This window comes from Billgrantia sulfidoxydans (genome assembly GCF_017868775.1).
In the GTDB taxonomy this organism is placed as follows: domain Bacteria; phylum Pseudomonadota; class Gammaproteobacteria; order Pseudomonadales; family Halomonadaceae; genus Halomonas; species Halomonas sulfidoxydans.
On the sequence record NZ_CP053381.1, the window covers coordinates 4,453,450 to 4,475,153 of the forward strand.

At 66.3% G+C, this 21,704-nt stretch carries 21 protein-coding genes and 1 pseudogene; 5 read left to right on the forward strand and 17 right to left on the reverse strand.

Translation table 11 applies throughout. The features are described from left to right. Positions 1 to 8 precede the first annotated feature (8 nt). The 17 genes from atpD to argC form a co-directional block, all read right to left on the reverse strand. Entirely contained in the window at positions 9 to 1,385 is a 1,377-nt protein-coding gene (gene atpD, locus HNO51_RS20725) for a F0F1 ATP synthase subunit beta (RefSeq protein ID WP_197449007.1), read from the reverse strand. A gap of 70 nt (positions 1,386 to 1,455) precedes the next feature. Then, the gene (atpG, locus tag HNO51_RS20730; RefSeq protein WP_197449008.1) at positions 1,456 to 2,340 is read right to left on the reverse strand and encodes a F0F1 ATP synthase subunit gamma; all 885 of its coding nucleotides are present in this window, start codon (positions 2,338 to 2,340) and stop codon (positions 1,456 to 1,458) included. A gap of 68 nt (positions 2,341 to 2,408) precedes the next feature. After that, on the reverse strand, positions 2,409 to 3,953 hold the full coding sequence (atpA, locus tag HNO51_RS20735; RefSeq protein WP_209538205.1) for a F0F1 ATP synthase subunit alpha: 1,545 nt from the start codon (positions 3,951 to 3,953) through the stop codon (positions 2,409 to 2,411). A 16-nt stretch (positions 3,954 to 3,969) separates the two neighbouring features. Beyond that, positions 3,970 to 4,506, reverse strand: coding sequence for a F0F1 ATP synthase subunit delta (locus tag HNO51_RS20740; protein ID WP_197449010.1), 537 nt, complete (start codon positions 4,504 to 4,506; stop codon positions 3,970 to 3,972). A gap of 11 nt (positions 4,507 to 4,517) precedes the next feature. Then, complete coding sequence (locus tag HNO51_RS20745; protein WP_197449011.1) at positions 4,518 to 4,988, reverse strand: F0F1 ATP synthase subunit B; 471 nt, start codon at positions 4,986 to 4,988, stop codon at positions 4,518 to 4,520. 73 nt (positions 4,989 to 5,061) lie between these two features. Continuing rightward, complete coding sequence (gene atpE / locus HNO51_RS20750) at positions 5,062 to 5,289, reverse strand: F0F1 ATP synthase subunit C (RefSeq protein ID WP_104203122.1); 228 nt, start codon at positions 5,287 to 5,289, stop codon at positions 5,062 to 5,064. A gap of 68 nt (positions 5,290 to 5,357) precedes the next feature. Continuing rightward, positions 5,358 to 6,185, reverse strand: coding sequence for a F0F1 ATP synthase subunit A (gene atpB, locus HNO51_RS20755; protein ID WP_197449012.1), 828 nt, complete (start codon positions 6,183 to 6,185; stop codon positions 5,358 to 5,360). A gap of 7 nt (positions 6,186 to 6,192) precedes the next feature. Continuing rightward, entirely contained in the window at positions 6,193 to 6,600 is a 408-nt protein-coding gene (locus HNO51_RS20760) for an ATP synthase subunit I (RefSeq protein ID WP_197449013.1), read from the reverse strand. Between the two features lie 187 nt (positions 6,601 to 6,787). Continuing rightward, on the reverse strand, positions 6,788 to 7,705 hold the full coding sequence (locus HNO51_RS20765) for a ParB/RepB/Spo0J family partition protein (protein WP_197451142.1): 918 nt from the start codon (positions 7,703 to 7,705) through the stop codon (positions 6,788 to 6,790). A 51-nt stretch (positions 7,706 to 7,756) separates the two neighbouring features. After that, positions 7,757 to 8,527, reverse strand: coding sequence for a ParA family protein (locus HNO51_RS20770; protein WP_197449014.1), 771 nt, complete (start codon positions 8,525 to 8,527; stop codon positions 7,757 to 7,759). 28 nt (positions 8,528 to 8,555) lie between these two features. Next, complete coding sequence (gene rsmG, locus HNO51_RS20775; RefSeq protein ID WP_197449015.1) at positions 8,556 to 9,221, reverse strand: 16S rRNA (guanine(527)-N(7))-methyltransferase RsmG; 666 nt, start codon at positions 9,219 to 9,221, stop codon at positions 8,556 to 8,558. Continuing rightward, positions 9,218 to 11,113, reverse strand: coding sequence for a tRNA uridine-5-carboxymethylaminomethyl(34) synthesis enzyme MnmG (gene mnmG / locus HNO51_RS20780; protein ID WP_209538206.1), 1,896 nt, complete (start codon positions 11,111 to 11,113; stop codon positions 9,218 to 9,220). The genes rsmG and mnmG overlap by 4 nt, the downstream gene beginning before the upstream one ends. A 538-nt stretch (positions 11,114 to 11,651) precedes the next feature. Further along, positions 11,652 to 12,425, reverse strand: coding sequence for an amino acid ABC transporter ATP-binding protein (locus tag HNO51_RS20785; RefSeq protein WP_276571213.1), 774 nt, complete (start codon positions 12,423 to 12,425; stop codon positions 11,652 to 11,654). A 10-nt stretch (positions 12,426 to 12,435) separates the two neighbouring features. Beyond that, positions 12,436 to 13,107, reverse strand: a complete 672-nt coding sequence (locus tag HNO51_RS20790; RefSeq protein WP_197449017.1) for an amino acid ABC transporter permease — start codon at positions 13,105 to 13,107, stop codon at positions 12,436 to 12,438. Between the two features lie 106 nt (positions 13,108 to 13,213). After that, positions 13,214 to 13,978: a transporter substrate-binding domain-containing protein gene (locus tag HNO51_RS20795; RefSeq protein ID WP_197449018.1), complete on the reverse strand. Its 765-nt coding sequence runs from the start codon at positions 13,976 to 13,978 to the stop codon at positions 13,214 to 13,216. A gap of 113 nt (positions 13,979 to 14,091) precedes the next feature. Continuing rightward, positions 14,092 to 14,445, reverse strand: coding sequence for an iron-sulfur cluster insertion protein ErpA (erpA, locus tag HNO51_RS20800; protein WP_197449019.1), 354 nt, complete (start codon positions 14,443 to 14,445; stop codon positions 14,092 to 14,094). Positions 14,446 to 14,653: 208 nt separating this feature from the next. Further along, the gene (gene argC, locus HNO51_RS20805) at positions 14,654 to 15,688 is read right to left on the reverse strand and encodes an N-acetyl-gamma-glutamyl-phosphate reductase (RefSeq protein WP_209538207.1); all 1,035 of its coding nucleotides are present in this window, start codon (positions 15,686 to 15,688) and stop codon (positions 14,654 to 14,656) included. 142 nt (positions 15,689 to 15,830) lie between these two features. On the opposite strand from argC, the gene HNO51_RS20810 reads away from it, so the two are divergent. From HNO51_RS20810 to HNO51_RS20830, 5 genes and pseudogenes are all read left to right on the forward strand, one after another. Beyond that, positions 15,831 to 17,588, forward strand: a complete 1,758-nt coding sequence (locus HNO51_RS20810; protein ID WP_209538208.1) for a chloride channel protein — start codon at positions 15,831 to 15,833, stop codon at positions 17,586 to 17,588. A gap of 46 nt (positions 17,589 to 17,634) precedes the next feature. Then, positions 17,635 to 18,066 carry a protoporphyrinogen oxidase HemJ gene (gene hemJ, locus HNO51_RS20815; RefSeq protein WP_197449022.1) on the forward strand — a complete coding sequence of 144 codons (432 nt, stop codon included), beginning with the start codon at positions 17,635 to 17,637 and terminating at the stop codon, positions 18,064 to 18,066. Between the two features lie 14 nt (positions 18,067 to 18,080). After that, positions 18,081 to 18,860: pseudogene (thiD, locus tag HNO51_RS20820) on the forward strand (bifunctional hydroxymethylpyrimidine kinase/phosphomethylpyrimidine kinase); the annotation flags it as partial. A 165-nt stretch (positions 18,861 to 19,025) separates the two neighbouring features. Beyond that, a complete protein-coding gene (gene hemL / locus HNO51_RS20825; protein ID WP_197451144.1) occupies positions 19,026 to 20,315 on the forward strand; it encodes a glutamate-1-semialdehyde 2,1-aminomutase in 1,290 nt (429 codons plus the stop codon). Positions 20,316 to 20,343: 28 nt separating this feature from the next. Further along, positions 20,344 to 21,582: a P-loop nucleotide/nucleoside kinase family protein gene (locus HNO51_RS20830; protein ID WP_242597168.1), complete on the forward strand. Its 1,239-nt coding sequence runs from the start codon at positions 20,344 to 20,346 to the stop codon at positions 21,580 to 21,582. Positions 21,583 to 21,704 lie beyond the last annotated feature (122 nt).

The window sequence follows — 21,704 nt, forward strand, 5'->3', positions numbered from 1 at the left end:
GGACGGGATTACTTCATCTGGTTGGCTTTCTCGACGGCTTCGTCGATGCTGCCCACCATGTAGAAGGCCTGCTCCGGCAGATTGTCGTACTCGCCGTCGAGGATGCCCTGGAAACCGCGAATGGTCTCCTTCAACGGCACGTACTTGCCCGGCGAGCCGGTAAAGACTTCGGCGACGAAGAACGGCTGCGACAGGAAGCGCTGGATCTTGCGCGCGCGGGCCACGGTCTGCTTGTCCTCGTCGGACAGTTCGTCCATGCCCAGGATCGCGATGATGTCCTTGAGCTCCTTGTAGCGCTGCAGCACGCCCTGCACGCGGCGGGCGGTGTCGTAGTGCTCCTCGCCGACGACCAGCGGGTCGAGCTGGCGCGAGGTGGAATCCAGCGGATCGATGGCCGGGTAGATACCCAGTTCGGCGATCGAACGCGCCAGTACCACGGTGGCGTCCAGGTGGGCGAAGGTGGTGGCCGGCGACGGGTCGGTCAGGTCGTCCGCAGGAACGTAGACCGCCTGCACCGAGGTGATCGAGCCCACCTTGGTGGAGGTGATACGCTCCTGCAGAACACCCATCTCCTCGGCCAGGGTCGGCTGGTAGCCCACCGCGGAGGGCATACGGCCCAGCAGGGCGGATACCTCGGTACCGGCCAGGGTGTAGCGATAGATGTTGTCGACGAACAGCAGCACGTCACGGCCTTCATCGCGGAACTTCTCGGCGATGGTGAGGCCGGTCAGGGCCACGCGCAAACGGTTGCCCGGCGGCTCGTTCATCTGACCGTAGACCAGCGATACCTTGTCGATAACGTTCGACTCGGTCATCTCGTGGTAGAAGTCGTTACCTTCGCGGGTCCGCTCACCCACGCCGGCGAACACGGAGTAACCGCTGTGCTCGATGGCGATGTTGCGGATCAGCTCCATCATGTTGACGGTCTTGCCCACGCCGGCGCCGCCGAACAGGCCGACCTTGCCGCCCTTGGCGAACGGGCAGACCAGGTCGATGACCTTGATGCCGGTCTCGAGCAGCTCGTTGGACGCCGCCTGCTCGGCATAGGTGGGGGCGGGACGGTGAATGGGCATGCGCTCCTGCTCACCGATGTCGCCGGCCTCGTCGATCGGGCGGCCCAGCACGTCCATGATGCGGCCCAGGGTCTCCTTGCCTACCGGCACGGAGATCGGAGCGCCGGTGCTGGAGACTTCCAGGCCACGCTTCAGACCCTCGGTGGAGCCCATGGCGATGGTGCGCACCACGCCGTCGCCCAGCTGCTGCTGGACTTCGAGCACGGTCTCGGAGTTGGCGACGTTGAGCGCGTCGTAGACCTTGGGCACGCTGTCCCGCGGAAACTCGACGTCAATCACCGCGCCGATGATTTGTACGATACGTCCGCTCATCTTGCGATCCTCTCAAAAACCTGCAAATGAAACCTGTGTGCCGGGAAGCGCCCGCAGCGCTTCCGAGGCGCTATACGGCAGCGGCGCCGCCGACGATCTCGGAAATCTCCTGGGTGATGGCGGCCTGACGGGCCTTGTTGTAGACCATCTCCAGATCGTCGATGAGGCTGCCGGCGTTGTCGGTGGCGTTCTTCATGGCGATCATCCGGGCCGCCTGCTCGCAGGCCCCGTTCTCGACCACCGCCTGATACACCTGGGATTCGATGAAACGAACCAGCAGGCTATCCAACAGCGCCTTGGCATCCGGCTCATACAGGTAGTCCCAGCTACCGGGACGCTTGTTGTCCTCGTCGTCCGCATCGGTTCCCATGTCGGGAGCGAGCGGCAGCAACTGACGAACCACCGGCCTTTGCGTCATGGTGTTGACGAACTCGTTGTACACCACGAAGAGGCGGTCGATACGCCCCTCGTCGTAGGCGTCCAACATCACCTTGACGCTGCCGATCAGGTCCCTCATCTCGGGCGATTCGCCTAGGCCGCTCTTGGCCGCGACCAGGTTGCCGCCGTAGTTGCGGAAGAAGCCGCCGGCCTTGCTGCCCAAGGCGCAGAAGTCGAGCTCCGCGCCCTCCTTGCGCCACGCCACGGCGCTCTTCACCACGGCCTTGAACAGGTTGACGTTCAAGCCGCCGCACAGGCCGCGATCGGTGGATACCACGATGTAGCCGACCCGCTTCACCTCGTCGCGCTCGACCAGGTAGTCGTGCTTGTACTCGGGGTTGGCGTCGGCCAGATGGCTGGCCACGTTGCGGATCTGCCGGGCATAAGGCTGGCTGGCCTTCATCAGATCTTGCGCTTTACGCATCTTCGACGCAGCGACCATTTCCATGGCGCTGGTGATCTTCTGCGTATTCTTGATGCTCCCGATCTGGGTGCGTATCTCTTTTGCAGCTGCCATAGCGATCTACCTCGTTCGTGGCCCTCAGAAGATGTCCATGGCCCGCCCTCGCGGGCGGGCCGGCGGATTTACCAGCTCTGAGTGGCCTTGAACTGCTCGAGACCCTGCTTCAGCCCTTGCTGGATCTCGTCGTTGTAGTCGCCGGTCTGGTTGATCTTGTCGAGCAGATCGGCGTGCTCGGACCTCATGTAGTCGTGCAGCGCACGCTCGAAGTCCAGCACCTTGCTGACGTCGACGTCATCCAGGAAGCCTTCGTTGGCGGCGTACAGCGACACCCCCATCTCGGCCACCGACAGCGGCGAATACTGCTTCTGCTTCATCAGCTCGGTGACGCGCTGACCGTGCTCCAGCTGCTTGCGGGTGGCTTCGTCCAGGTCGGAGGCGAACTGGGAGAAGGCCGCCAGCTCGCGGTACTGGGCGAGTGCCAGACGCACGCCGCCGCCGAGCTTCTTGATGATCTTGGTCTGCGCCGCACCACCCACGCGGGATACCGACAGACCGGCGTTGATGGCCGGACGGATGCCTGCGTTGAACTGGTCGGTCTCGAGGAAGATCTGGCCGTCGGTGATCGAGATCACGTTGGTCGGAACGAACGCGGAGACGTCACCGCCCTGGGTCTCGATGATCGGCAGCGCGGTCAGCGAGCCGGTCTTGCCGGTCACTTCGCCGTTGGTGAACTTCTCGACGTAGTCGGCGTTGACGCGAGCGGCACGCTCGAGCAGACGCGAGTGGAGATAGAAGACGTCGCCCGGATAGGCTTCACGGCCCGGCGGACGGCGCAGCAGCAGCGACACCTGGCGGTAGGCCCAGGCCTGCTTGGTCAGGTCGTCGTAGACGATCAGGGCGTCCTGGCCGCGGTCGCGGAAGTACTCGCCCATGGTGCAGCCGGCGTAGGGTGCCAGGAACTGCATCGGGGCCGGGTCGGCGGCGCCGGAGGCGACCACGATGGTGTGCTCCATCGCGCCGTGCTCCTCGAGCTTGCGCACCACGTTGGCGATGGTCGACTGCTTCTGACCGATGGCCACGTAGACGCAGATGACGCCCTTGCCCTTCTGGTTGATGATGGTGTCGACGGCGATCGCCGACTTGCCGATCTGGCGGTCGCCGATGATCAGCTCGCGCTGGCCGCGGCCGATCGGCACCATGGCGTCGATCGCCTTGAGGCCGGTCTGGATCGGCTGGTCCACCGACTGGCGGGTGATGACGCCCGGGGCGACCTTTTCCACCGCGTCGGTCAGCTTGGCGCCCACTTCGCCCTTGCCGTCGATGGGGTTGCCCAGCGGGTCGACCACGCGGCCGACCAGCTCGGGGCCCACCGGCACCTCGAGGATGCGACCGGTACAGCTGGCGGTCATGCCCTCTTCGAGCTGGAGGTAGTCGCCCAGCACCACCGCGCCCACGGAGTCGCGCTCGAGGTTGAGCACCATGCCGTAGATGCCGCCGGGGAATTCGATCATCTCGCCGAACATCGCGTCTTCGAGGCCGTGAATACGCACGATGCCGTCGGAGACACTGACGATGGTGCCCTGGTTACGGGCTTCGGATGCGACATCCAGCTTTTCGATACGCTGCTTGATGATGTCGCTGATCTCGGAAGGATTCAGTTGCTGCATGCCATGTCCCTCGGACTCAAGCGGTAAGAGCTTCGGAGAGGCGGTTCAATCGACCGCGCACCGACCCGTCGATGACGGTGTCGCCGGCGCGCAGGATGACGCCCCCGATAAGCTTCGGATCCACCTGAGTGGTAATGGAGATTTCGCGATTCAGCCGCTTCTTGAGCGCGCCGGCGAGCTTGTTCTGCTGTTTGTCGTCGAGCGCGTAGGCCGAGACGACGGTGACCTCGACGCGCTGATCATGCTCGGCGCGCAGATACGCGAAGCGCTCGGCGATCGCGGGAAGCGCCGCCAGCCGGCCCTTCTCGCCCAGCACGTCGAGGAAGGCCTTGGCCGAGTCGTCGAGCGTGACCTCGGTCAGCTCGATGAGCATGGCCACCTTGCGCTCGGGCGCGAGGCGCGGGCTGGACAACAGCTTCTGCACGTCGCGTACGGCGACGGCCTGGCCCAGCTTGCCGAGCCACTCGGACCAGTCGTCCAGCGCCTGGTGATCGCGTGCGTGCTCGAACGCCGCTCTGGCGTAGGGTCGCGCGACGGTGGAAAGTTCCGCCATGGATCACCTCCTCACAGTTCGGCGGCAAGCTTGTCGAGCAGCTTGCGATGCGCCTTCTCGTCGACGGAGGCTTCCAGGACACGCTCGGCACCCACCACGGCGAGGCTGGAGACCTGGGCCCGCAGCTCGTCCTTGGCCCGCTGGACTTCCTGGTCGATCTCGGCACGCGCGCTGGCGATCAGACGCTCGCCTTCGGCACGGGCCTGCTCGCGGGCTTCCTCGACCATCTGCGCCGAACGCTTGTTGGCCTGCTCGAGAATCTGCGAAGCCTGCTCCTTGCTCTCGCGCAGCGTCTGAGATGCCTGCTCCTGGGCGAGCTCGAGGTCACGTGACGCCCGGCTGGCCGCATCGAGACCCTCGGCAATCCGCTTCTGGCGCTCGTGAAGCGCGGTGCTGATCGGCGGCCACACATACTTGATACAGAACCAGACAAAAATCGCGAAGGCGATCGTTTGTCCGATAAGCGTCATGTTGATATTCACGGGTATGTACCTCTGACGGGTTCGTGGCGACCGGAAACGAGCAAACCGAGCGCTTCAGCGCTCGGCAGCGTCGTTAACCGGCGACGACGAAGATCAGGTACATCGCGATACCCACGCCGATCATCGGCACGGCGTCGAGCAGGCCGGCCATCAGGAAGGTCTTGGTCTGCAGCTGGTCGCCAAGCTCAGGCTGGCGAGCGGTGGACTCGAGCAGCTTGCCGCCCAGCAGGGCGAAGCCGATACCGGTACCCAGAGCGCCCAGACCGATCATGAGGGAGGCGGCGAGGTAGATGTAATCCATGATGTGCTCCTAGTTTTCAAGTTGACTTTCAAGGGGTTGAGGGTTGGTGAACTGCAAGTTGCTCGTTCTCAGTGGTGCTCGTGCGCGGCGCTGAGGTAGACCACGGTGAGCATGGTGAAGATGAAGGCCTGAAGGGTGACCACCAGGATGTGGAAGATGGCCCACGGCACGTCGAGCAGCCAGATGGCCCAGAACGGCAGCAGGGCGATCAGGATGAAGATGACCTCGCCGGCGAACATGTTGCCGAACAGTCGCATCGCCAGGCTGAAGGGCTTGACGACCAGGCTCACCACCTCGAGGACCAGGTTGAACGGGATCAGCAGCCAGTGGTTGAACGGCGTCAGCGAGAGTTCGCGGGCGAAGCCGCCGGCGCCCTTGACCTTGAAGCTGTAGTAGAGGATCAGCAGGAACACACCCAGCGCCATGCCCAGCGTGGCGTTGACGTCGGTGGTGGGCACGATCTTCATGTAGTCGACGCCGAGGCGTGCGAACAGCTCCGGGAAGTAGTCGACCGGGATGATCTTGAGCGTGTTCATGAGCAGGATCCACACGAACAGCGTCAGCGCCAGCGGCGCGATGATGGGGTTCTTGCCGTGGAACGCCGAACGCACCAGGCCCTCGATGAATTCGATGACCATCTCGACCGCGTTCTGCAGCCCGCCGGGCACGCCGGTAGTGGCAATCTTGCCGGCCTTGCGGAACAGCCAGATGAACAGCAGACCCATGGCGATGGACCAGCCCATGGTATCCAGGTGGATGGCCCAGAAGCCCATCTCGCGGGCCTCTTCGGCGGAGTGGGCGAGCGACCAGCCGTTCTCGGGATGGCGCCCGAAGGTCAGGTTCTGGAGGTGGTGCTGGATATAGGACGCTGCCGTGACTTCGTTACCTACTGCCATGCTGTCGTTACCTCGATTCAGGAGTCGGCCGATCACGCTTGAACCAAGGCGCGAGCCAATGCGTGAACAGGACCGCCACGTATGCGACAAAGAAGAAAATCGGGTTTGAGGGGGGTACTGCCGCGAATACCGCGGCCATCAGCGCCACCGTCAAACCGAACTTTCCTGCCTCGGCCCGGTACAGGTTCGAGACGAAACGACCCGCCTGCCTGCCTCCGCGTACCGAGCCGATGCGCCAGGCGAAGTAGAGGGAGGGAATCAGGCCCACCAGCCCCCCCATCAGCGCCGACAGCGCGCCTTCGCTTCCCGCTATCAATGCGCCGATGGCCATCACGGACATGGCCGCTGCGGCCTGCCACCCGAGCAGACGGGTGGTATCGATGCGCTCGCGCCTGCGACTGGGGTGTCTGTGCATCTGTCGACAGTCCTACCCCGCCGTGACAGGGCATGCGGGCCATCAGAACCTGGCGGGTAGCCCAGGCAAACAACGGCGGATTATAGGGAAGCCCCTTGGCTGGTTCAACCAGACTCGGCGCTTTTCGCCCGCGAATGGTGCAGCTTTGCGACCAAAGAAGCAATGATTGTCAACACGCTTCGCGGCGTCAGTGGATGTGCTCGAGAATGCCGTCGAGTTCGTCCAGGCTGGAGTAGCGTATCGTCAGCCTGCCCTTGCCGCCGCGGCCGTGCTGGATCTTGACGGGGGCGCCCAGCAGCTCGCCGAGCTTGGTCTCCAGACGCACCACGTCGGGGCTCTCGGCCGTGCCGGCGGCCTTCTTCACCTCGCCCTGGGCCAGGCGCTTCACCAGCGCCTCGGTATCGCGCACGGTGAGATCCTTGTTGACCACCTCATGAGCCGCACGGCGCTGCTTGGCCCCGGACAGGGCAAGCAGGGCGCGGGCATGGCCCATGTCCAGGTCGCCGCGCTCGAGCAGGGTCTGCACCTCGGGGTCGAGCGCCAGCAGGCGCAGCAGGTTGGCCACCTGGGCGCGCGACTTGCCCACCGCGTCGGCGACCTGCTGCTGGGTGAGCTCGAACTCGTCGAGCAGCCGCTTGAGCGCCATCGCCTCTTCCACCGGGTTGAGGTTCTCGCGCTGGATGTTCTCGATCAGCGCCAGGGCCAGGGCGACTTCGTCGCTGACCTCGCGGATCACCGCCGGAATGGTGTCGAGCTCGGCCAGCTGGGCGGCGCGCCAACGGCGCTCGCCGGCGATGATCTCGTAGCGGGCCTCGCCGGTGGGCCGCACCACGATGGGCTGCATCACGCCCTGGGCGCGGATCGAGTCGGCGAGTTCCTCCAGCGCCTCGGGCTGGATGTCACGCCGCGGCTGGTACTTGCCGCGCGAGAGCTGGCCCAGCGGCAGGCGCTCGAGCCGCTCCTCGGCGGCAGGCGCGGCGGCGGCGGGTCCGCCCGTCTCGTCGGGATGGACCTCCACCTCGGGCAGCTCGAGATTCTCGCGGCGACGGGCGCCGGCACCGATCAGGGCATCCAGGCCTCGGCCCAGGGCGCGTTTACGCGTCATCAGCTTTCCCTCATCACGAAAATCGGTCATGACAGGTCTCTCGCTCGGCGCCTACAGCGACAGGCGACGAATCAGTTCCTTGGCCAGCACCCGATGGGCCTGGCTGCCGCGTGAGAAGCGCGCGTACTTGGTCACCGGCAGGCCGTGGCTCGGCGCCTCGGCCACGCGCACGTTGCGCGGAATCGTGGTCTTGAGCAGCGCCTCGCCGAAGTAGTCGCGCAGTTGCTTGCTGACGTCCCGGGTCAGGCTGTTGCGGCCGTCGAACATGGTACGCAGGATGCCATAGATCGCCAGGTCCGGGTTCACGCTGTCCTTGATCTGCTCGACGGTGTCGAGCAGCGCCGAGAGCCCTTCCAGGGCGTAGAACTCGCACTGCAGCGGGATCAGCACGCCGTCGGCGGCGGTCAGGGCGTTGACGGTGAGCATGTTGAGCGAGGGTGGGCAGTCGATCAACACCACGTCGTACTCGCCGGCGACGCTGCCCAGCGCCTCGGTCAGGCTGCGCTCGCGCCCTTCGGCGCGGTCGAGCAGCTCCACCTCGGCGGCGGTGAGGTCGCCGTTTCCGGGCAGCAACGAGTAGCCGGCGGTGGGGCAATCCAACATCACCTCGGGCGCGCTCTTCTCGCCCAGCAGCAGGTCGAGCACGCTGCCCTCGAGCGAATGCTTGTCGACGCCGCTGCCCATGGTGGCATGGCCCTGGGGATCGAGGTCGACCAGCAGCACGCGGCGATCCAGCGCTGCCAGGCTGGCGGCCAGGTTGACGGCGGTGGTGGTCTTGCCCACGCCGCCCTTCTGGTTGGTCAAGGCGATGATTTGGGTCACGGGCGACTTCCTTGCGTCGAAGGCACGCTCACGGGCGGCCTGGGTTGGAATCGGTTCGCTCGACGATCAGCAGCTGACGCTCCCCCGCGGTGAACGGCACCTCGAGCCGGTGTCGCTCGCGCACGATCAGCCCGGCAGCCAGGGCGGACAATTCCTCGGCGGCGGCCGGCCCCTTCATGGCCAGCCAGCGTCCGCCTTCCGCCAGCAGCGGGTCGGTCAACGTGACGAAATCGGCCAGGCTGGCGAACGCCCGTGAGATCACCTGGGCATAGCCGCCCGCCGGCGGCTCGAAGGCCTCGACCCGCGCCTGCACCGGCGTGACGTTGCCAAGCCCGAGCTCCATCACCGCCTGGCGCTGGAAGCGCACCTTCTTGCCGTTGCTGTCGAGCAGCGTGACCGCCAAGCGCGGCTGCAGGATCGCCAGCACCAGTCCCGGCAGGCCCGGCCCGGCTCCCACGTCGAGCAGCGGCGCCTCGCCGACGAAAGGTAGTACCGCCGCGCTGTCGAGCAGGTGCCTGGCCACCATCTCTTCCGGTGAGCGTATCGCGGTGAGGTTATAGGCGCGGTTCCACTTGTGCAACAGCTCGACCAGACGCAGCAGCCGTTCGCGCTGTTCCCCGTCGATGCCGATGCCCAGTGCGGCCAACCCTTCGTCGAGACGCGATTCCACCTGAAGCGTGATGGCATCGCTCATCCGTTGGCCACCCGTGTGTCGTCAAGCAGACGGCGCTTCTTCAGATGAATCAGCAGGATCGATACCGCCGCCGGGGTCACGCCGGAGATCCGCGAGGCCTGGGCCAGGGTTTCGGGGCGAGCCTCGGCGAGCTTCTGGCGAATCTCGTGGGAGAGGCCCTCGACCTGGGCGTAATCGAGATCGGCCGGCAGCGGGGTGGCCTCGTGGCGCTTGAGCTTGTCGATCTCGTCCTGCTGGCGGTCGATGTAGCCCTGGTACTTGGCCTGGATCTGGACCTGTTCGGCCACCGCCTCGTCGCCGACGGGCTCGCCGGTGAGGTGCGCCACGTCGCCATAGCCGAGCTCGGGCCGCTTGAGCAGGTCGAGCAGGCTGTACTCGCGGGCTAGCGGCTTGCCGGTCTTCGCTTCGATGGCCGCCGCCGCCGCCGTGCCGAGCTGCACCCAGCTGGCCTTGAGCCGGGCGCGCTCGCGCTCGATCGCCTCGCGCTTGGCGCTGAACGCGACCCAGCGCGACTCGTCCACCAGGCCCAGCTCGCGACCGGCCTCGGTGAGGCGCAGGTCGGCGTTGTCCTCGCGCAGCAGCAGCCGGTACTCGGCGCGCGAGGTGAACATGCGGTAGGGCTCCCTGGTGCCCAGGGTGATCAGGTCGTCGACCAGCACGCCGAGGTAGGCCTCGTCGCGGCGCGGCCACCAGGCCTCTAGCCCCTTGGCACGGCGCGCGGCATTGAGCCCGGCGAGCAGCCCCTGGGCGCCGGCCTCCTCGTAGCCGGTGGTGCCGTTGATCTGCCCGGCGAAGAACAGGTTGTGGATAAATTTGGTTTCCAGCGAGTGCCTGAGATCGCGGGGATCGAAGAAGTCGTACTCGATGGCGTAGCCGGGCCGGGTGATGTGAGCGTTTTCGAGTCCCTTGATCGAGCGCACCACCGCGAGCTGCACGTCGAAGGGCAGCGAGGTGGAGATGCCGTTGGGGTAGAGCTCGTGGGTATCGAGCCCTTCCGGCTCGATGAAGATTTGGTGGCTCGCCTTGTCGGCGAAGCGGTGCACCTTGTCCTCGATCGACGGGCAGTAACGCGGGCCGACGCCCTCGATCACGCCCGAATACATCGGCGAACGGTCGAGGTTGGCGAAGATGATCTCGTGGCTGCGCTCATTGGTGTGAGCGATGTGGCAGCTCACCTGGCGCGGATGCATGTCGCGACGACCCAGGTAGGACATCACCGGCGTCGGGCTGTCGCCCGGCTGCTCCTCGAGCACGGCGAAATTCACGCTCTTGGCGTCCAGCCGTGGCGGGGTGCCGGTCTTGAGCCGGTCGACCCGGAACGGCAGCGCGCGCAGGCGCTGCGCCAGGGCATTGGAGGGCGGGTCGCCGGCGCGGCCACCGCGGCTCTGATCCAGGCCGATATGGATCACGCCGCCGAGGAAGGTGCCGGTACACAGCACCACCGTCTCGGCCCGGAAGCGAATGCCGGTCTCGGTGACCACCCCGCGCACCGTGTCGTTTTCCACCAGCAGGTCGCCCGCCGCCTGCTGGAAGATCGTCAGGTTCGGCTGGTTCTCCAGCATGCCGCGGATGGCGGCCTTGTAGCGCACGCGGTCGGCCTGGGCGCGGGTGGCGCGCACAGCCGGGCCCTTGCGGGCGTTGAGCACGCGGAACTGGATACCGGCGAGATCGGTGGCCAGGCCCATGGCGCCGCCCAGTGCATCGATCTCCTTGACCAGGTGGCTCTTGCCGATCCCGCCGATGGCGGGATTGCACGACATCTGGCCGAGAGTCTCGATGTTGTGGGTCAACAGCAGGGTCTGACAGCCCATGCGGGCGGAGGCCAGGGCGGCTTCGGTTCCCGCATGGCCGCCGCCGATGACGATGACGTCAAAGCGGTCGGGATACTCCAAGGTACACCTCGTTGCACGTGCGTGCGGATATTGCCAAAGGGGGTGAAAAACAGCCTGCCAGTATAAACCGCCTGTGGGTAAGCGTCAGGGGTTTTCCACATCACGTTGGTCAGTACCGAGTGGAGCAGCTCACTAATCAATACAGAATGATTAAAAGAGAGAAGTTCTGTAGTGGTTGTGACTACTGGTGTGGACAAAAACCGTGGATAAGCGGAATTAATCCTTTGGTATCATCTGCTTGCGCTGTTGACTCTTGCGGTGAGAAAAGGGTGACGAGCTGAGGGCGGCCGGTGGTGAGCCTGTGGATGACCGCGGCGCTTTTCCACAGGGCGGACACTACACCCTTTTTCCACCGCCGGCTACCCGGCTTGTCACCGCGACTGTGAACAGCCGCGTGAGACGCCCAGGAAGTCGACAACCATGCTGCCTGGAGCGGCAAATCGAGGATGAGGAAAAAATTCTTATCCACAGGCCAAAAAAATGCCCTGCCGAGTGCGACAGGGCCTGCCGGAGTGGAGATGAGGCGACTTTTTGGGTCTCAGTGCTTGAGTACCCGGGACAGGAAGCTCTGGGTGCGCTCGTGCCGTGGAGAGTCGAAAAGCGTGTCCGGTGCTGCCTGCTCGACGATCTCACCGCGATCGATGAAGACGACGCGATCGGCGACCTCGCGGGCGAAGCCCATCTCGTGGGTGACGATGATCATGGTCATGCCTTCCCGGGCCAGCTCGCGCATGGCGTCGAGGACCTCGCCGATCATCTCCGGATCGAGCGCCGAGGTGGGTTCGTCGAACAGCATCAGGCGCGGCTCCATGGCCAGCGCCCGGGCCAGGGCGACGCGCTGCTGCTGCCCGCCGGAGAGCTGGCCGGGGTACTTGCCCGCCTGGTTGGCGATGCCCACGCGCGTGAGCAGACGCTCGGCGGTCTCGATCGCGTCGGCGCGGCTCCAGCCGCGCACCTTCATCGGCGCCAGGGTGACGTTGTCGAGCACCCGGAGATGGGGAAACAGGTTGAACTGCTGGAACACCATGCCGACCTCGGTGCGGATCCTCTGCAGCGCACGGCTGCTCTTGCCGTCGGGCAGCAGCTCGTTGCCATCGACCTCGATGTGGCCGGCCTGGAACTCCTCGAGGCCGTTGATGCAGCGAATCAGGGTGGACTTGCCCGAACCACTGGCGCCGATCACCACCACCACCTCGCCGGGGGCGACCGTCAGGTCGATGTCCTTGAGCACGTGCAGCTCGCCGAAATGCTTGTTGACCCGCTCCATGCGCACGATGGGCTGGGCCGCGGCGTGGGAAGTGTCTCGGTTCATGTCGCGCTCCTTATTGTCCGACCAGGCCCTTGCGCTCGAGCAGGCGCAGTGCGAATGACAGGCTCAGGGTTATCGCCAGATAGAGGAGGGCGACCATCAGGTAGACTTCGAGGGCATTGAAGGTGGTGGCGATGTAGACCTGGCCCTGGCGCACCAGCTCGCCGACGCCGATCACCGAGAACAACGAGGTGTCCTTGATGCTGATGATGCCCTGGTTGCCGAGCGGCGGGATCATGCGGCGAAAGGCCTGGGGCCAGATCACGTAGCGGAAGGCCTGGCTGCGCGACAGTCCCAGGGAGAGGCTGGCCTCGCGCTGGCCGCGCTCGATCGACTGCACGCCGCCACGCACGATTTCCGAGATGTAGGCGCCGGAGTTGACCGCGATGGCGGCGATGCCCGCCACCAGGGCGTTGATGGGGCCGCCGAGGAGCTGCGGCAGGCCGTAGAAGATGAACAGTACCTGCACCAGCACCGGGGTGCCGCGGAAGATCTCGATGTAGGCGATCGCCGGCAGCCGCAGCCAGACGAGGGGACTGATGCGCAGCAGGCCGAACAGGATGCCGATGAGGAAACCGATGGCCAGCCCGCCGAAGGAGATCAGCAGGGTATAGGGGATTCCCTTGAGCAGGAAGGGGATGGAGGCGAAGGCCGCCTCCCAGTCGAATTGGAAGGTGACGTCCACTGGGGTTCTCCGGTCAGGGGGCGTCTCGGAAGCCGAGAGACGCGGGCAGGTGGCAACGCCGCGGGGCCGGATCCTCGACCCGGCCCCGCGTCACAGCGCTGGGCTGTCACTCGTCGCTGGCGCTGCCGAACCACTTCTCGTGGATCTCGTCGTAGCTGCCGTCCTCGCGCATCTCGGCCAGCGCCTGGTTGGCGGGTTCGACCCATTCGCTGCCCTTGACGAAGACGATGCCGTACTGCTGGCCCTCGTAGAGCGGTCCGACCACCTTGGTCCGGCCCTCGCCGCGTGTCTGGGCGAAGTAGCTGACGTTGGGGGCATCGTAGAACACGGCGTCGGCGCTGCCGCCGAGCAGGGCCATGTACATGTCGCTGCTGCCGGGGTAGGGGGTGATCTCGGCGCTGTCGCCGAGGTTCTCCTGCAGGAAGTCGTAGCTGGTGGAGCCGACCTTGGTGGCGATGGTCTTGCCTTCGAGGTCTTCGATCTGCTCGACGCCATCCTCGTCGGCGCGCACCAGGATCTTGAGACCGCTGTCGTAGTAGGGGTCCGAGAAGTCGACGATCTCGGCGCGCTCCTCGGTGATGGTGATGCCGGCGATGGCGACGTCGACGTTGCCGGTCTGGACGGCAGGAATGATGCCGTTGAAGTCCATCGTCTCGAGTTCGTAATCGAAGCCGGCACGTTCGGCGACGGCGGCGATGATGTCCATGTCGAAACCGACCATCTCGCCGGTTTCCTGATCCATCATCTCGAAGGGGACGAAGCTCGGGTCGGTCACCACGTCGAGCGTCTCGTTGGCGGCGGCCGAGGCGGTGAGGCCCAGCGCGAAGGCCATGCCCGAAACCAGGGTGGCCGTCTTCACGTGTCGTTTCATACGTTTCCCCATGGTGAATTGTTGTGGCGTTACGCCTTTAAACCATGGCGAGTCCACGGGGAAGCGTCAAGTCGAACGGATTCTGTGCTGTCGCGGTGACGATTGCAGGAAAATCACACCATGAAGGAGGCGCCACAGCCGCAGGTGGTCGTGGCGTTGGGGTTCTGGACCAGGAAACGGGCACCGGCGAGCCCCTCCTCGTAGTCGACGGTGGAACCCACGAGGTACTGGTAGGAGAGCTCGTCGACGACCAGTGCGACGTCGCCGAATTGGATCAGGGTGTCGTCATCGCCGACCGAGTCGGCAAAGTCGAAGCCGTACTGGAAACCCGAGCAGCCGCCTCCCGTGACGTAGACGCGAAGCTTGAGATCGGGCTTGCCCTCCTCCTCGATGAGCGCCTGGAGCCGCTTCCTGGCGGCCCCGGAGAGCATCATGGGAGTGGGAACGAAGGTTTCGGCGCCGCTCATGGGCATCCTCCCCTGGGGAAACGTCGCGCAAATGGTTGCACGAGCGAATCGCGGCGTTGCGCTTCGCCTCGTGCATCGACTCGTCCCGCGTTTCCCTGAGCTGAATGAATCGGTAACTCGCCATTATCCCTAATCCCCAGCAAAACGGTCAACTATTCAGGAAGGGGCGCCTCAGGGAAAGGCGCCCTGTCACCGCTGGGTAGCCACCTCAGGGCATCAGCGCGGGGGCGGCGAGCCCGGCGTTCTCGGCGAAGCCGAACATGATGTTGAGGTTCTGTACCGCCTGCCCCGAGGCGCCCTTGACCAGGTTGTCGATCACCGACAGCACCACCACGGTGTCGCCGCCCGCGGGGCGATGCACGGCCAGGCGGCAGACGTTGGCCCCCTTGACACTGCGCGTCTCGGGGTGGCTGCCGGCGGGCATCACGTCGACGAAGGGCTCGTCGGCGAAGCGCTGCTCGAACAGCGCCTGGAGATCGCCCGGTTCGCTTTTCAGGCGACCGTAGAGGGTGGCGTGGATGCCGCGGATCATCGGCGTCAGGTGCGGCACGAAGGTCAGACCCACCGCGCCTCCGGCGGCGTCGCCGAGGCCCTGGCGGATCTCCGGCAGGTGGCGGTGGCCGCCGGCACCGTAGGCCTTCATCGACTCGCTGGCCTCGGCCAGCAGCGAGGGGACCTTGGCCCCGCGGCCGGCGCCGGTGACGCCCGACTTGCAGTCGGCGATGACGTGCTCGGTGTCGATCAGCCCGGCCTCGAGCAGCGGCAGCAGCCCCAGCTGGACCGCCGTGGGGTAACAGCCCGGCACCGCGATCAGTCGCGCCCGGCGAATGCGCTCGCGATGCATCTCGGGCAGGCCGTAGACGGCCTCGTCGAGCAGTGCCGGGGCGCCATGGGGCTGGCCGTACCACTCGGCCCACACCTCGGCATCGCGCAGGCGGAAGTCGGCGGAGAGGTCGATCACCCGGGTGCCCTGGGCGAGCAGCTCGCCGGCCAGCGCGTGGGCGACGCCGTGCGGCGTGGCGAAGAACACCGCGTCGCAGGCGCCGAGACGTCGCGGGTCGGGCTCGCTGAAGGCCAGCGTGTCATAGTGGCCGCGCAGGTTGGGGTACATGTCGCCCACGCGCATGCCGGCCTCGGAGCGCGAGGTAATGGCTTCGACCTCGACCTCGGGGTGCTGAGCCAGCAGCCTGAGCAGCTCGACGCCGGTATAACCGGTGCCGCCGACGATTCCGACCTTGATCACAACGCGACTCCTTCGAAGTTTGCCTGGCGGGAGCGGCCGTCAACGGGACCGCCCTGTCCGGATATGATACACAAGAGAAGTGGCGGCGACTCAACCGCCTCGTTGTCGCTGTCCCAGGAAACGACCGCACAGGAAACACGCCGTGCCGCGCCTCTCGCTACCCGCCTTCAGCCTGGAAGGCTTTCGCCGCAAGCTAGCCAGTGTCGACGCCTTGCCCCAGCTGTGCGTGCTGGGGGTCGTCTCGGGGGTCGTGACCGGCGCCGTGATGGTCGGCTTCCGGCTGTTGCTGGAACTGGGCGGCTTGCTGTTCATGCCGGGGGGCGACCACGAGGCCTTCGAGGGGCTCGCGCCGGAGTTCCGCGCCGGCCTGCCGTTGCTCGCCGTGACGCTGATCGGCATCTTCCTGTGGCGCCAGCCGGCGGCGGCACGCAAGCTGGGCGTCGGCCACGTGATCGAGCGCCTCACTTACCATCAGGGCCGTTTCCCCCTGCGCAACTGGATCAACCAGTGGTGGGTGGGGGTGGCCACGGTGCTGGGCGGCCTTTCCGCCGGCCGCGAGGGGCCGGCCATCCACCTCGGTGCCGCCGCGGCGAGCGGCCTGGGACAACGCCTGCGGCTGCCGCACAACAGCCTGCGGGTGCTGGTGGCCTGCGGCACGGCGGCGGGCATCTCGGCCTCCTTCAACACGCCGATCGCCGGGGTCATCTTCGCCATGGAGGTGGTGATGATGGAGTACACCATCGCCGGCTTCATGCCGGTCATCCTGGCCTCCACCATGGGCGCCCTGATGGCCATGCTGGTGTACGGTTCGGAACCGGCCATCCAGGTACCCAGCGTCAGCCTGGGCTCGCTGATGAACCTGCCGTGGATCGTGATCACGGCGCTGTTCATCGGCCTGCTGGCGGGGCTGTTCATCCACGTGGCGAGAAGCGAGCGCCTCAGCGGCCTGCCGGTGGTGCTGCGCCTGGCGCTGGTGGCCCTGGCCACGGCGGCGGTGGCGTGGTGGTACCCCGACGTGCAGGGCATCGGCTACGACAGCCTGGATGCGTCGCTGGCGGGGAACCTGACCGTCGACGTGCTGCTGGCGCTGGTGGTGGCCAAGCTGCTGCTGACGGCCATTACCGTGGCCAGCAAGATTCCCATCGGCATCATCGGCCCGGTGCTGGTGGTCGGGGCTGCGGCCGGGGCGCTGGCTGACCTGGTAGGGGCTTGGCTCTTTCCCCAACTGGGCGTCGAGCCCGGGTTCTATGCCATGCTCGGCATGGCGGCGATGATGGGCGCCGTGCTGCAGGCGCCGTTGGCCGCGCTGATGGCGCTGCTGGAGTTGACCCACAATCCCAACATCATCCTCCCGGGCATGCTGGCGGTGGTGGTCTCGGGGCTGACCGCCCGGCAGCTGTGTCACTGCGACGGTTTCTTCATCAGCGTGACCCGCCATGGCCTGCACCCGTTGCAGCAGCCCCTGATGCAGGCGCTCTCGCGGGTCTCGGTCCCGGCGGTGATGGAGCGCAGCTTCGTCACCACGCCGCGCATGGTGACCCGCGAACAGGCCCGGGCACTGCTCATTGCCAAGCCGGCCTGGATCCTGATCCTGCGCTCCACCGGCGACAAGCCGACCCTGGCGCTCAAGGCCGCCGACCTGGCGCGGGCGCTGATCGACGAGCAGGAGCTGGAGGAGATCACCACCGAGGAGGCACTGATCGACCTGCTCGAAGTCCCGGGGCTGCGCCTGGAAATGGCGCCTATCCACTTTCAGGCGACCCTGTCGGAGGCCTTCGAGCGGCTCGAGGACCAGGCCGTCGATGCGCTCTTCGTGGAGTACGGTCGACGGCCGAAGCACAAGCGGATTTCGGGTATCATCACCCGCGGCGCCATCGAACGTTACTATTCGCTCAAGTGATCGACCCGATCGCTGCCGCTTCGTCATCACTCGCCCGGGAGAAGGCATGTATCTCTGGATCAAGGCCCTGCACATCGTGGCCGTCGTGACCTGGTTTGCCGCACTGTTCTACCTGCCGCGCCTGTACGTCTACCACGCCATGGCGCGCGACAAGGGGGAGCAGCAGGCCATCGACCACTTCGTGGTGATGGAGCGCAAGCTTTACCGCGGCATCATGACGCCGTCGATGGTCGCGGTGCTCGGCCTCGGCATCTGGCTGCTCTATCTCATGCCCCACTGGCTCGGCATGGGCTGGATGCACGTCAAGCTGCTGCTGGTGCTGCTGCTGGTGGGCTACCACCACGCCTGCCTGGTCTATCTCAAGCAGTTCGCTGCCGGCCGCTGCCGGCGCTCTCATGTGTTCTTCCGCTGGTTCAACGAGCTGCCGGTGATCGCGCTGCTGGGCATCGTGATCCTGGTCGTGCTCAAGCCGTTCTGATCATGTCGAACGAGATGCGCGAACAACTGCCGATCGTGCTGGTACTGGCCGGTCACGACCCCACCGGTGGGGCGGGGCTCACCGCCGACGGCGAGGCGATCGCCGCCTGTGGCGGCTGGGCCATGACCGTGCCGACGGCCTTGACGGTACAGGACTGTCACGACGTGCGGCGGGTGGCGCCGGTCCCGGCGAACTTGATCCGCGAGATGGCGGGGGCGCTGGCGGCGTTTCGCCCGTCGGCGATCAAGGTCGGCCTGCTGGCCAGTCTCGAGACGCTCGATGCCGTGGTGGAGATCATCGAGGCGCATCCCGGGGTGCCGGTGGTGGTCGACCCGGTGCTCAAGGCCGGGGGAGGCAAAGAGTTATCCACAGCGACCTTGGTCGATGCCTTCCGCTCGCGATTGCTCCCCCGCGTGGATGTCCTGACGCCCAATCGGCTCGAGCTGGCGCGCCTTGCCGGGCCACAGGCCGAGGACGACCAGGCGCGCGCCCAGCGGTTGCTGTCGCTCGGTTGTCGTAGCGTGCTGGTGACGGCCAGCGACGACCCGGCAGCCGGTGTCCCCGGCGATGCTGTGGAGCTGGTGCTGTACGAGGCCGGTGGGCGCTTTGCCTGGCGCTGGCCGCGGCTGGCGGGTCGATTTCACGGCTCGGGCTGCACTCTGGCCGCTTCCCTGGCGGCGCGTCTCGCCGCCGGAGAGACGCTGCACCCGGCCAGTGAGCAGGCCCAGCGCTTCACCTGGCAGGCCCTGGCGCATGCCTGGCAGCCGGGTGACGGCCAGGCGCTGCCGCGGCGTTCGGCCGTGCAGGGCGTGACCCAAGCCGCCGGCATGAGCGAAGATCCCCGTATCTTCACTGGGGATTCCAAGGTTATCCAAGAAGTTATCCACAGGTCGGGCGGCGCGAGCCCGGCAGCTCCGGTGACGGAGTCAAATCATTTTCGAGACAGCAACGAGGCCGACATGATCACTTCCGCAACGCTCTTCGAACAGGCCTGCCGCCACATTCCCGGCGGCGTCAACTCTCCCGTGCGCGCCTTCAAGGGCCTGCAGCGGCCCCCGGTCTTCATCGAGCGAGCCCAGGGGGCCTATCTGTTCGACGTGGAAGGCCAGCGTTACGTCGACTACGTCGGCTCGTGGGGGCCGATGATCACCGGGCACGCCGACCCGGACGTGCTGGCAGCGGTGCGCAGCCGGCTCGACCAGGGACTCTCGTTCGGCACCCCGACCGCGATCGAGACCACCATGGCCGACCTGATCTGCGACATGATCCCGTCGATCGAGCTGGTGCGCATGGTCAACTCGGGCACCGAGGCCACCATGTCGGCGATCCGGCTGGCGCGCGGTGTCACCGGGCGCGACAAGATCGTCAAGTTCGAGGGCAACTACCACGGCCACTCCGACTCGCTGCTGGTCAAGGCCGGCTCCGGCGCCCTGACCCATGGCGAACCCAGCTCGCCCGGCGTGCCCGCGTCGCTGGCCGAGCACACCATCACCCTGGCCTACAACGACATCGACGAGGTCGAGGCCTGTTTCGAGGAGATCGGCAGCGAGATCGCCTGCATCATCGTCGAGCCGGTTGCCGGCAACATGAACTGCATTCCGCCACAGCCCGGCTTCCTCGAGACCCTGCGTCGGGTTTGCACCGAGTACGGGAGTGTGCTGATCTTTGATGAGGTGATGACCGGCTTCCGCGTCGCCATGGGCGGCGCCCAGGCGCACTACGGCATCGAGCCCGACCTGACCTGCCTGGGCAAGATTGTCGGCGGCGGCATGCCGGTAGGCGCCTTCGGCGGCAAGCGCGAGATCATGGGGCAGATCTCGCCGCTGGGCCCGGTCTACCAGGCGGGGACGCTCTCGGGCAATCCGCTGGCCATGGCGGCCGGCATCGCCCTGCTGACCAAGCTGCGCGAGCCCGGCTTCCACGATGCCCTGGCGCAGCGCGTGGAGACGCTCTGCCACGGCTTGCAGGAGCGTGCCGATGCCGCCGGCATCGACATGATCACCCAGCGAGCCGGTGGCATGTTCGGGCTGTTCTTCACCGGGCAGTCGCGGGTCGACAACTTTGCCCAGGCCACGGCATGCGATGCCGAGACCTTCCGCCGCTTCTTCGCGGCGATGCTGGACGAAGGCGTCTACCTGGCGCCGTCGGCGTACGAGGCGGGCTTCATGTCCAGCGCCCATACGCCGGAAGACATTCAATGGACGCTGGACGCCGCCGAGAAGGCTTTTGCCTTGGTGCGCCAGCCCTGACGAGGCGCCACCGCCACGAGGAGTGACCATGGATGCCACCGCCGCGAACGGCCAGATGCCTTCGTCCACTGCCCTCGACGTGGACGAACTGATCGATTCGCTGGTGGCCTCCCATCGTACCCTCGTCGACGATCTTCCTTACGTGGGCTCCTCCGGCTGCCTGGCGGCGACCCGCTCGCTGATCGAGGACGAGGTGGGCGTGCTCGATGCCCGCCTGACGGGCGAGGAGGACCGGCGCCGCCTGCACGGGCTGAGGGAGTGGCTGGCGCAGGAGCTGGTGCGACTCGAGCCGTGCTTCCACGAACGCGGTGAACCGCGCCCAAGCTGGGTGGTCGGCCGCCAGTCCCTGGCGTTGTGCGATCGGCAGCGGCTGATCATGTCCCAGGCCCTCGACCTGGAGGCCACGGATCCGCTGGCCAGGCGCTGCCTGGACCCGGGCTTCGATCTGGCCTCGCTGCTGGTGGGGCTCTACGTGCGTGACGAGACGCGGCTAGCCCACTACGCACTCGACCGCTACCTGCGGCTATCCGGCGACTACGCCCTCACCCGCCTCCTCTCGGTGTTTGCCGTGTGCCGGTCGCTGGCGGGCGCGCGACGGGCGCTGCAGCGCTGGGAGGCGGGGCGCGGTACGGCGTTTCACCTGGCCGAGGTCATGACCGAGTGCCGGCGCTATCTCGAGCTGGCCGAGCGGGTCTCCAACTTCCGCTTCCCCCCGTTGATCATCGGGGTCGGCGTGTCCGGCAGCGGCAAGAGCCGTTTCATGGCCGAGATCGTCGAGCGGCTGGGTGCCGTGAGGCTCTGCTCGGATGCCGAGCGGCGGCGTCTCCTCGGGCTTTCTCCACAGGCGCTCGAGGCGGCACCGGCTGTGGATATCTTCGGTCCGGAGACCACCGGCCGCACCTACCAGCGCCTGGCCAGCCTGGCTGGACTCCTGCTGAACGCCGGCATTCCCACCTGCATCGATGCCACCTGTCTGACGCGTGCCCAGCGCCGGCTGCTGCAGCAGCAGGGCGAGGCTCGCGGCCTGCCCGTGCTCATCGTCAGCTTCGAGGCCGACGATGACACGCTCAGGGCTCGCATCGTCAAGCGTGCCAGGCGCCAGGGGGGAGACACGACCACCAGCCTCGAGGTTCTCAACCGGCAGCTGGCGCTGTTCGAGGGCTTCAGCGACGAGGAGCGTCAGCATCTGCTGCATCTCGATACTACCGCCGACAACGCCTCTGACACGCTGGCGATGCTGATCCAGCAGCGTGTGTTTGCCGGCTGAACACCCTGCCAGCGGTTCGCCGCTGCCCGTACCCCGCGTCGTGCGGGCGGCCAAGCGCCGCCAAAGGTAATCGAACGTTTACGATGTAAGGAAAACGATACCGAAAGGTTATCGCCTAAGCT